The sequence below is a fragment of the Aeromonas sp. PS2Canimalfood6 genome (genome assembly GCF_048276795.1).
Taxonomy (GTDB): Bacteria; Pseudomonadota; Gammaproteobacteria; order Enterobacterales; family Aeromonadaceae; genus Aeromonas; species Aeromonas caviae.
Window position 1 is genome coordinate 1 of sequence record NZ_JBLUXC010000138.1, and the last position, 1060, is coordinate 1060.

Consider the following 1060-nt stretch of genomic DNA (forward strand, 5'->3'; position numbering starts at 1 on the left):
TCGCGAATTCAACTTCGAAGTGCAATTCCCGATTAAAAATCAGGCTGCTTTCAGAAGTTCGTCAAAAACCACCTGTGGCTGTTTAAATCCCAAGCATTTGCGCGGCCTGAAGTTCAGCCGCTTTTCGACGGCTGACAGTGCCTCTGCTGTCACCACACTCAAATCACTGCCTTTGGGCACATATTGCCGCAGCAGACCATTGCTATTCTCATTCTGTCCCCGTTCCCATGCACTGTATGGATGCGCAAAGTACACCTGCGCTTCCAGCTCTGCTGCAACACGTTCATGTTCGACAAACTCGCTACCATTGTCAGCTGTGATGGTATGGACATGTGCCTGGTAGGGTTTCAGCATGCTGATAATGGTGTCCGCCACCGCGCTGGCTGTTTTGCTGGGAACGTATTGAACCAGGTAGAGCCGGCTCTTACGCTCCAACAGACTCACTATTGCACCGCTGCCTTGCTTACCCAACACGGTATCGACTTCCCAATCTCCCACACGGCTCCGCTCATTGACTATCGCAGGGCGTTCATCAATCGATACCGGATTGGGAATGACACTGCGTTTGCTGTTCTTACCCTTGCGATAGCGTTTGTGACCCTGACGCAGATGCCGGTATAGCGTGCCACCGTTGGCCTTGTCGCGTGCCACATAGCGGTATATCCACTCGTGGCTAACCGGGCAGTTAATCATGTCTCCAACGCCACTGATTTGCTCGGGACTCCAGTCCGCGACCAGCGCCATGCAAACAAAGTCGATGGTATCAGACGGGACAGTACGCTTCTGACTCGTCAGCCGTCGTGCCGTGGCAAGTTGGTGAGCCTGCTGCGGCTGATAGGCCTGCCCAGCACAATTACGACGAAGCTCACGACTGATAGTCGATGGATGAACCCCGAGCTGTTTGGCAATGCGGGCCTGTGACAGGCCATGGTCACGGAGGCAGGCAATCTGGTATCGTAGCCCCTCGGTCAACTGCTGGTATTTCATGGTGTATCGCTTTGTTTCTTTGGCGAGAAGAAGCGTACCCTAACTGGTAGTTGACCGCCTCTCTCCTATGCAC

The 1060-nt window shown here is 53.8% G+C and carries 1 protein-coding gene; it reads right to left on the bottom strand.

Features of this window, described 5'->3' with window-relative positions:
• Nucleotides 1-39: 39 nt before the first annotated feature.
• The gene (locus ACNPAA_RS20905; protein WP_012564931.1) at nt 40-987 is read right to left on the bottom strand and encodes an IS30-like element ISAeca1 family transposase; all 948 of its coding nucleotides are present in this window, start codon (nt 985-987) and stop codon (nt 40-42) included.
• Between the last annotated feature and the right edge of the window lie 73 nt (nt 988-1060).